This is a genomic window from Granulicatella sp. WM01 (genome assembly GCF_004570605.1).
GTDB lineage: Bacteria > Bacillota > Bacilli > Lactobacillales > Aerococcaceae > WM01.
Map to the genome: position 1 here is coordinate 1 of NZ_SPPB01000059.1, position 10,587 is coordinate 10,587.

7 protein-coding genes and 3 pseudogenes are annotated in these 10,587 nt (G+C 30.7%); 3 read left to right on the plus strand and 7 right to left on the minus strand.

The window, feature by feature from the left end:
* The 3 genes and pseudogenes from E4T68_RS07345 to E4T68_RS07355 all read left to right on the plus strand — a co-directional run.
* A pseudogene (locus E4T68_RS07345) lies at window positions 1-255 on the plus strand (ISNCY family transposase); the annotation flags it as partial.
* A gap of 109 nt (window positions 256-364) precedes the next feature.
* Window positions 365-547 (plus strand): annotated as a pseudogene (locus tag E4T68_RS07350) (PTS mannose family transporter subunit IIA); the annotation flags it as partial.
* 12 nt (window positions 548-559) lie between these two features.
* Window positions 560-1,273 carry an MIP/aquaporin family protein gene (locus E4T68_RS07355; RefSeq protein WP_135125599.1) on the plus strand — a complete coding sequence of 238 codons (714 nt, stop codon included), beginning with the start codon at window positions 560-562 and terminating at the stop codon, window positions 1,271-1,273.
* Between the two features lie 217 nt (window positions 1,274-1,490).
* Here E4T68_RS07355 and gyrA read toward each other — a convergent pair whose 3' ends face one another.
* From gyrA to E4T68_RS09600, 7 genes and pseudogenes are all read right to left on the minus strand, one after another.
* Window positions 1,491-3,962, minus strand: a complete 2,472-nt coding sequence (gene gyrA, locus E4T68_RS07360) for a DNA gyrase subunit A (protein WP_135125601.1) — start codon at window positions 3,960-3,962, stop codon at window positions 1,491-1,493.
* A 13-nt stretch (window positions 3,963-3,975) separates the two neighbouring features.
* A complete protein-coding gene (gene gyrB / locus E4T68_RS07365) occupies window positions 3,976-5,904 on the minus strand; it encodes a DNA topoisomerase (ATP-hydrolyzing) subunit B (protein ID WP_135125611.1) in 1,929 nt (642 codons plus the stop codon).
* Window positions 5,897-7,003, minus strand: coding sequence for a DNA replication/repair protein RecF (recF, locus tag E4T68_RS07370; RefSeq protein ID WP_135125603.1), 1,107 nt, complete (start codon window positions 7,001-7,003; stop codon window positions 5,897-5,899). The genes gyrB and recF overlap by 8 nt, the downstream gene beginning before the upstream one ends.
* Window positions 6,993-7,223, minus strand: a complete 231-nt coding sequence (gene yaaA / locus E4T68_RS07375; RefSeq protein ID WP_135125605.1) for a S4 domain-containing protein YaaA — start codon at window positions 7,221-7,223, stop codon at window positions 6,993-6,995. The genes recF and yaaA overlap by 11 nt, the downstream gene beginning before the upstream one ends.
* 116 nt (window positions 7,224-7,339) lie before the next feature.
* Window positions 7,340-8,482 carry a DNA polymerase III subunit beta gene (dnaN, locus tag E4T68_RS07380; protein WP_135125607.1) on the minus strand — a complete coding sequence of 381 codons (1,143 nt, stop codon included), beginning with the start codon at window positions 8,480-8,482 and terminating at the stop codon, window positions 7,340-7,342.
* Window positions 8,483-8,638: 156 nt separating this feature from the next.
* Window positions 8,639-9,955 (minus strand): chromosomal replication initiator protein DnaA, encoded by a 1,317-nt coding sequence (gene dnaA, locus E4T68_RS07385; protein WP_135125609.1) that lies wholly within the window; start codon window positions 9,953-9,955, stop codon window positions 8,639-8,641.
* Between the two features lie 448 nt (window positions 9,956-10,403).
* Window positions 10,404-10,587, minus strand: a pseudogene (locus tag E4T68_RS09600) (IS30 family transposase); the annotation flags it as partial.

A 10,587-nucleotide genomic window follows, 5' to 3' on the forward strand; every position in this document is an offset into this window, starting at 1 on the left:
CACACAAAAGCGTTGGTTATTGAAGCATTTAATGGGGATATTTTCTTGAATATCGCTGACAACATTTATGCCACACGTTGTTTGTTAACACATGAAGAGCATTCAGCGGTGTTTGATTTGGGTGAGAATATAAAAAAAGAAAGACGCCAATACGTTCCACCACAATCACACCCGTGGAAACTGGCATCTTTCAAACGCTATCTCAAGAGTATTGGAAAAACTCTTGAAGAGTATCAAGACAACAAGCTTGCTTGATACTTTAATAGCATACATTATTTTGCCCTATAAGTGCAATGATTTTTTTTAAAATCATTGCACTTATAGTGGCCCACATTTTGGGACATTTTCATTTTCGATTGACACTTTTTATGACTTAGGTTCTGCACGTATGAATATCGAATTAGTAGCAGAATTATCCGATAAACAAATTCTTATACAAAATGTTCCAATAGTAGAAGGAGCATATACAGCTGCTGCTCTACTACAAGTTGGAGCATCAAAAGAAGAAATATTATCACAACTTTCAGCATTAACAATTACAAAATAAGGAGGATTTTTTATGAATGCTTTTGTAGGCGAATTAATTGGTACATTTATTTTAGTTCTTTTAGGCAATGGTGTTGTATCGGCATGTATTCTCAACAAAACAAAATCACAAAATAGTGGCTGGATTGCTATCGTTCTAGGATGGGGATTTGCTGTAATGGTTGCCATTTATGTTTCTGGATTTTTAAGTGGTGCACATCTTAATCCAGCAGTTACGATTGCTATGGCTTCCTTAGGAAATATATCTTGGAAACTTGTTCCATTATATATTGCAGCACAATTTATTGGTGCTATTTTAGCTTCTCTTGCTTTATATGTACATTATTATCCACATTGGAGCAAAACAGAAGATGCAGGCACTATTTTAGCATGTTTTTCAACCGGGCCTGCTATTCGGCACACGTTATCAAATATGTTTGGCGAAGCATTAGGAACTGCTATCCTTGTTATTACTGTAATGTCTATTGGACAAAATAATGTCGTATCTGGTTTTGGACCAATTATTGTCGGTGTTGTTGTCTTTGCTATAGGTTTTTCTTTAGGTGGCACAACTGGATATGCTATTAATCCTGCTCGTGACTTGGCTCCCCGTTTAGTTCATGCACTTCTTCCTATAAAAAATAAAGGAAATAGTGACTGGAGTTATGCATGGATACCAGTAGTTAGTCCTATTGTTGGTGGTCTTTTAGGAGCAATAATCTACAATATGATTTTACATCTTGTTTAAACTTTTTTCTCTATATCAAATAAGTTAATAAAAGAGTATCCAGATAAAAGACAGCATATTTTCGTGACTAGAAAATAATTTTAACATGAATACAATACGAAACCTATAAACTTTTTGCTAAACATAAAATTAAATGGATTAAAATTGAGGAATGAATACCTCAATTTTAATCCATTTTTTGAAATATATATTATCCAAATTTTTTTATATTACTGTTTTATTCTACTTCTTCAACTGATTCATCTAATTCTTCTCTATCTACTTTCGCCATTGAGGAAACAATAGAATTATCTGTTAAACGAATAATTCTCACACCTTGAGTTGCACGTCCTGTTTGAGAAATATCTTCTGAATGGAAACGAATCATGACACCTTTATCAGTCATTACCATAATATCTTCTTCTCCATTAACTGTAGTCAATCCAACTAAATTTCCATTTTTTTCTGTAATATTAGCTGTTTTTATTCCTTTTGTTCCACGTCCTTTGATGACATACTCACTTGAATGAGTTCGTTTACCGTAACCATTTTCTGTAATGACTAGTACTTCTGAATTTTCTTCTAAAATAGACATTCCAACAATAAAATCATTTTCTCTTAATTTTACACCTCTGACTCCTGTTGCACTACGCCCCATAGCACGTACAGTATCTTCAGAAAAACTAACAGAATAGCCAAAATGTGTTCCTAAAATAATATTTTTTGAACCATCCGTTAAAAGAACATCAATCAATTCATCATCATCTTTTAAATTCAACGCTCGAACACCACTTGTTCTAATATTTTTAAATTCAGATAATTCAACACGCTTAACTATACCCTGCTTTGTTCCAAAAAATAAATAATTTTCTCGATTAACTTCTTTTTCTACATTGATAATCACTTGAATTTTTTCATTTGCTTCAACAGGCAACAAATTCACTATAGGTAGACCTTTTGCAGTTCTACTGTATTCTGGAATCTCGTACCCTTTAATTTTATACACTTTTCCTTTATTACTAAAGAATAATAAATGATCATGAGTTGAACACGATAATAGTGTGCTAATATAATCATCTTCATGAATCCCCATTCCTTGAACACCACGTCCACCACGTTTTTGAGCTTTAAATTCTGAACTTGCAAGACGTTTGATATATCCATTTGCTGTTAATGACACAACAATATTTTCTTCTTCAATTAAATCTTCATCTTCTAAACTTAATACTTCACCAACCAATAATTCAGTCCGTCTTTTATCACCAAATTTATCTTGAATTTCTTTCAATTCAGTTTTAATAATTTCTAAAATACGTTCACGATGTGCCAATATATCTGTTAAGTCTGCAATTAAAGCAATAAGTTCAGCATATTCAGCATCAATTTTTTCACGTTCTAAACCTGTTAAACGAACTAATCTCATATCTAAAATAGCTTGAGATTGTTTTTCAGATAATCCAAATTTAGTCATAAAAATTGACTTAGCCTCATCTCCAGTTTTAGATGAGCGTAAAATAGATACAATTTCATCAATATGATCTAAAGCAATTTGCAATCCTTCTAAAATATGTGCTCTAGCTTCAGCACGTTTTTTATCAAATTCAGTTCTTCTGCGGATAACATTTTCTTGATGCTCTAAATAATTTTCTAAAATACGTTTTAGTCCTAAAACTTTAGGTACACCATTTTCAATAGCTAACATATTAAATCCGAATGAAGATTGTAGTGGAGTTAATTTATATAAATTATTAACGACAACACTTGCACTCACATCTCTTCTTACTTCTATGACAACATGCATACCTTCTCGACCTGATTCATCAGCAACATAAGTAATGCCTTCAATACGTTTATCACGTGCTAATTCAGCAATTTTTTCTACTAATTTTGCTTTGTTAACCATATATGGTAATTCACTAATAATAATGCGTTCTTTTCCATTAGACATTTGTTCAATATCTACTCGACCTCGAACAATAATACTACCTCTACCTGTCTCATAAGCTCTTTTTATTCCAGATTTTCCCATAACAATTCCACCAGTTGGAAAATCTGGTCCAGGAAGAACTTCCATTAATTCGACAACACTTGCATCTTTATTATCCATTAATACTTGAATAGCAGAAATGACTTCTCCTAAATTGTGAGGTGGAATATTAGTTGTCATTCCTACAGCAATACCAGTTGCTCCATTAACTAATAAGTTTGGAAAACGAGATGGTAAAACGTCTGGTTCTCTTTCCGAACCATCATAATTATCGTGATAATCTATTGTATCTTTATTAATATCTCTAAGCATTTCAAGAGCTATTTTTGACATACGTGCTTCTGTATAACGCATGGCTGCTGCCCCGTCACCGTCTATTGAACCAAAATTTCCATGACCATCTACTAACATATAACGATAACTAAAATCTTGCGCCATACGCACCATAGATTCATAAATTGCACTATCTCCATGAGGATGATATTTTCCCATAACATCTCCAACAATACGTGCTGATTTTTTATATGCTTTATCTGGTGTAACACCTAATTCATACATTCCATACAAAATACGGCGATGTACAGGTTTTAATCCATCTCTAACATCAGGTAGAGCACGTGAAACAATAACACTCATAGCATAATCTAAAAATGAAGTTTTCATTTCTTGACTTAAATTAGCTTTGGTAAATGTTTCTTGTCTAATAAATTGTTCTTCTGACATAATCTACCTCCAATTATACATCTAAATTTTTTACATATTTAGCATTTGTTTCAATAAATTGACGACGTGGTTCAACTCTATCTCCCATTAACATATCTAAGATTTTATCTGCTTCAGCAGCATCATCAACAGTAACTTGTAACATTCGTCTATTTTCTGGGTTCATAGTTGTTTCCCAAAGTTGTTCCTTATCCATTTCTCCTAATCCTTTATATCGTTGAATATTTGGTTTTGGATTTGAAGACAATGTGCTTAAATACTCTTTTAATTCTTCATCACTTCCTAAATATTTAACAGTTTTTCCTTGTTTAACTTGATATAAAGGTGGTTGTGCAATATAAACATAACCTGCTTCAACTAAAGGACGCATATATCGATAAAATAATGTTAATAATAATGTTCTAATGTGAGCTCCATCCACGTCAGCATCTGTCATAATTACTAATTTATGGTAACGTGCTTTAGATACATCAAATTCTGAACCAAATCCAGTTCCCATAGCTGTAAATAAAGAACGAATTTCATCATTAGCCAATATTTTATCTAACGAAGCTTTTTCAACATTTAATATTTTTCCACGAATTGGTAAAATAGCTTGATACATTCTTGAACGTCCTTGTTTAGCAGATCCCCCTGCCGAATCTCCCTCTACAATGAATAATTCGCATAATTGTGCATCTTTACTGGAACAATCTGCTAATTTTCCCGGTAAATTACTAATTTCTAAGCCTGATTTTTTTCTAGTCACTTCTCTAGCACGCTTAGCAGCTAATCTAGCTTTTGAAGCTAAAATCCCTTTTTCTATAATACGACGTGCAACTTGTGGATTTTCTAATAAAAATTTTTCAAAATAAGCACCAAATAAACGTTCTGTAATTTTACGTGCATCTGAATTACCTAATTTTGTTTTTGTTTGTCCTTCAAATTGTGGATTTGGGTGTTTTATAGATACAATACACGTCAATCCCTCACGTACATCATCACCAGTTAAATTTTCTTCATTCTCTTTCAACAGTTTATTTTTTTTGGCATAGTCATTAATCACACGTGTTAAAGAGGTTCTTACCCCTTGTTCGTGAGTCCCACCTTCATGTGTGTGAATATTATTTGTAAAACTTAACATATTACTATAATATGTATCATTATATTGCAAGGAAACTTCTACTTGAATATCATCTTGTTCCCCTTCAATATAAATAGGATCATCAAATAAAACAGTTTTATTTTGATTGAGGTATTCAACATAACTATTTATACCACCCTCATACAAAAATTCATCTTTTCTTTGTTTATCTAATCTCAAATCCTCAATACTTAAACGTAACCCTTTATTTAAAAATGCTAGTTCTCTTACTCTTGTCATTAAACGATCATAATCATAAACAGTCGTTTCTTGAAAAATTTCTTCATCGGGAATAAAGTGAACTTGTGTTCCTGTTTCTTGCGTTTTACCCACGATTTTTAAATCGTATAAAACTTGACCTCTTTCATACTCTTGCTGATAAATATTTCCATTTCTAAAAACATTCACGCTCAATTTTTTAGATAAAGCATTTACAACAGAGGCTCCCACACCATGTAAACCACCTGATACTTTGTATCCACCGCCACCGAATTTACCACCAGCATGTAATACTGTATATACTGTTTCAACAGCAGGTCTACCTGTTTTCTCTTGAATATCAACTGGAATACCTCTTCCATTATCTTTAACGGTAATGCTATTATCCTCATTAATTGTAATTGAAATAGTTGTTGCAAATCCTGCAAGTGCCTCATCAATGGAATTATCTACAATTTCCCATACTAAATGATGCAATCCAGCACTGCTGGTTGAACCAATATACATTCCCGGTCTTTTTCTAACTGCTTCTAATCCCTCTAATACTTGAATTTGACTAGCATCATATTCATTTGCTAAATTCTTTAAATTTTCATCCATTGACATGAACACATCCTTCCTCTATATTAAACACTTTTGGTGTTTGAACAATATGCTTTTGAATACCTGCTAAATTAGTTGTTGTAATAAACGTCTGCCCTTTATTTTCAATTGATTTCAATAAATAAGTCTGCCTAAAATCATCTAATTCAGACAATACATCATCTAACAATAAAATAGGATACTCTCCAGTTATCTCTTTAAATAAATCTATTTCAGCTAATTTTAAACTTAATGCAATAGTTCTTTGTTGCCCTTGAGAAGCATACATTTGTGCATTTTTTCCATTAATATACATGAGAAAATCTTCTCTATGAGGACCATATAATGTTAAACGTTGTTCTATTTCTTTATGTTTATTTTTACGATATATCACTAAATATTTTTCAATTAGGCTCTCTTTAGTATCTTCACTTATGATTGAAATAGGTGTATCATAAACTAAAGACAATTTATCTTGTTGCATTGAAATATGTTCTGTAATTTTAAAGGCATAGTACTCTAATTTCTGAATAAATTGTAGGCGATAATACAATAACGCTCCTGCATGTTTTGCAAGTTCTTCTGTTAATACATCAAAATAAATAGGGTCTATCTGCATGCCTTTTAAATAACTGTTTCTTTGTTTAACAATTTTTTTATATTCAGATAAGTGGGCTAAATAGGTTGTATTCATTTGCCCTAATTCCATATCAATAAATCGACGTCTAAGATGTGGAGCACCTTTAATTAAACTTAAGTCTTCTGGTGCAAATAAAACAACATTTACATAACTAATATAATGGCTTAATTTTTTTTGTTCAATGTGTCCAATACTCGCTTTTTTTCCTTTCTGATGAACAATTAAAGAGATAGGAATAATTAATTCTTTTTTTTGTAAAACAGCTTCAAGGCGAGCAAAATCATTTTCCCATTGAATCACTTCTTTGTCATGAGATGTACGATGGCTTTTTGTCAAAGATAGAAAATAAATAGCTTCCATCAAATTTGTTTTTCCTTGTGCGTTTTGTCCCAAAAATATATTAATACCATCAGAAAATTCAATGAGTTGTTTTGTGTAATTTCTATAATGAACTAAAGTTAATGTTTTAATTTTCACACAATTGATATTTTACAATAAGTTGGGTTCCATCTTCTAACTCAACAATGGAACCATGATAAACTTTTTTCCCTCTTCGTTGCTCTAGTTCACCATCTACATAAACAACATGTTCAGACAAATACCATTTTGCCATGCCACCACTACTAATAATATCAGCATGTTTCAATAATTGCCCTAACGTAATAAAATTTTCTGAAATATTAATTATTTTTTTCATAATATTCTCTCTTTCACACAAATACTCTCTCTTAAATTATACACTATATATGCCTAAAAAGCAAAAAAACGGTGTTTTAAGCCGTTTTTTGTTTCATGAGATAGTTTATATTCAATTTAATTTCTAGTTCGTATAGGCGTAATTAATTGAATAAATTTATCTGCATCTTCATTATTTAGTTTTATTGTAAATGGTTTTCCTTCTTCTTGTAAACTAATTTCAATATCTTGACCATTAACAACTTTTAAAGCATCTTTCATATAATTTGGATTAAATGAAATTTTAATTGAATCACTTGTTAAGGAAATATAGTCAATTGTTTCTTCAACATACCCTATTTCTGAAGATTCACTAGATAAGGTAACTGTTTCTCCAAAGTGTAATGTGACAAAATCATTTTTTCCTTCTGAGGATAAAATAGATGCACGTTCTATTGAATGTAAAAATGTTGAAGCATTTAATACAAGTTTAAATGGATAATGATGCTGTAACAAACGCGATACATCTGGATAATTTCCTTCTAATAATCGACTATAAAAATATAATGTATCTGTCATAAACAATATTTTATTTTCAGAAATTGACATACTTACAGTTTCTTCATCATTTAATATTTTAGAAAGTTCAATTAAACTTTTTGCAGGTACTGTACATGTTTTTTCAAAACTATCATCAATATTTGGTAAATCTATAATTCGTCTACTCATGCGATGACTATCTGTTGCTGTAGCAATTAATTGTTTATTTTTTATCACAAGATAAATTCCTGTTAAAATTGGACGATTTTCACTCGTAGATGCAGCAATAACAGTTTGAGAAAATACATTTTTTAATAATGTTGTTGGTAATTGAATAGTTTGATAATCTTGAGCATCTATATTTTGAATACTTGGATATAAATTTGCATCAATACCATTAATTGTAAAAACAGATTTTTCTGATGAAATTTCAACTTTATTTTGACCTAATAATGTTAATGTAACTAATTTTCCTGGTAATTTTTTTATAATTTCACCAAAAAAACGAGAAGGCAAAACAATTTGTCCTTTTTGTTCAATGGTTAATTCATTTTCTTCTATTTGACTAGAAATAATCTTTTCAATAGAAATACTTGCATCACTACCTGTCAACAGTAAATCTTGTTCAGTTAATAAAAGTTTAATACCTGTTAAAATTGGAATAGTAGATTTTGATGTAACAGCTTTTTGTACATCTAATAAATGTTTTAGAAAAATGTAGCGATTAATCGTAAATTTCATGGTATCTCCTTTATAAATAAATATATTTAAAAATTAGTAATAGTAATAAGGGATGTGGATAATGTGTAAAACTCATATAAAAAAGAGTATTATATCGTTTTTTGTGTGGATAAATAATGTCTATAAATTGTGTAAAAAAGAAAAAGTTATCCACAATTAAAATTTTTGTTTTATTTTTTGAATGATTGAAATTAATTCTAAATCAGTATGTGTATCTATAGTTTGTTGGATTTTTTCACAGGCATGCATCACAGTTGTATGATCTTTTCCTCCAAATTCGTATCCAATTTTTATTAAGGAATTTTGCGTAATTTCTCTAGATAAATACATAGCAATTTGTCTAGGAATAACAATTTCTTTTGTTCTTTTTTTTCCTCGTAATTGATCAACAGATAAATTAAAGGCTTTTCCAACTTCAACTTGTATATCATAAATGCTTGCGATTTTTTTTGTTTCTACAGATGTGATGCCTTTTAAGGCTTCTGCAGCTAAAGCCGTTGTAATTGGACTACGATTTGTTACAGAATAAAAATTAACTCTATTCAACGCAGCTTCTAATTCTCTAACATTTGAATTTACTTGACCAGCAATATAAGCAATCGTATCATCTGTAATATCAATTTTTAAACTATTTGCTTTTTTACGTAAAATAGCTGTTCGTGTTTCTAAATCAGGAGGAGTAATATCAGATGATAAGCCAGCAATAAAGCGTGATACTAGACGATTAGGTAATTGTGGAATTTCCGATGCTAGACGATCACTTGTTAGAACAATTTGTTTTTTAGCTCCATATAAGGCATTAAATGTGTGGAAAAATTCATCGAGTGTTTGTTCTTTTCCTGCTAAAAATTGAATATCATCAACTAACAATAAATCAACTTGACGATAATTATTTTTAAATTGCTCCATAGCTCCATTTCGAATAGCTGTTGTAAATTCATTAACGAAATCTTCACTTGTAACATAACGGATAAGAGCATTAGAGTTGTTGTAAGCAATTTTATTCCCAATTGCATGCATAAGGTGTGTTTTTCCTAGTCCAGAACCACCATAGATAAATAAAGGATTATAAAATACCCCTGGAGCATCAGAAACAGCTAAAGCTGCTGCATGTGCCATTTTACTTCCTTCTCCAACAACAAAATTATCAAAAGTATAATTTGGATTTAAATTTAAAGTAGTACTTGTTTGAAAAGGTGTGGTTGCTTCAGCAATAAGTGAATTGGTTTGAGTTTCTAATAAAATATGAATATCTGCTTGAGAAGAATGTTCATTTAAAATTGATTTTGCTGAATTAATAAGCCATTCTTCCCATAATTCTTTCTGTGTATTATTTTTAACAGTAATTGTTAAAAGATTGTCTTTAAATGAAAGAGGACGTGCATCAACGGTGGCTAATTCATAGATATGTTGAGCATAAATTTGTTTTAAGCGTTGTGTTAAATTTTCCCAAATTTGTTCAAGCGTGTTCATGTCATAAAACCTCAGTCTTTAATAGTGTTAGAAAAGTATACCATAAAAGAGAAAAGTTATCCACATATATTATTTTTATCCACAATTTTTAAAACATGTGGATAATTTTTGTGGATAAGTATAAAAATAAAACAATTTTCCCATAGGTTATACACAATAAACTAAAGAAAATACACTGTTTCTTTTACATATCCACAATATAAAATCACAGGGTGTTATTTTGTGGGAAAATATGTGGAATGAGTTAAATATGAAAAATATTTGCGCACATTTTCATGTGGATAAATTTTAATAGCTCGAATTGTAAAGCCAAGTGCAACAGTACATGAAAAATACTAAAGTCACAGTCTATGTCTGTGTGCGACATAGTTGTTTTGTAATGGAATAGGTGTAACGGTCAAGGTATTAGCGTAGCGAGCCTTTACGGTTACACCTATTCTGTTATAGTTTATGTCGTTGCACACAAACGATTAAACATAGTATGAGGTGTATCATAGTCTAGTATACGTCTAGGTCTATTATTTAACGCATTTTGTATAGTTGTTATCATTTGAATAGGTACTAAATTAAATGATTTTCCCTTCGGTAAAAATTCTCGAATTAAACCATTGTGATTTTCATTAGTCCCTCGT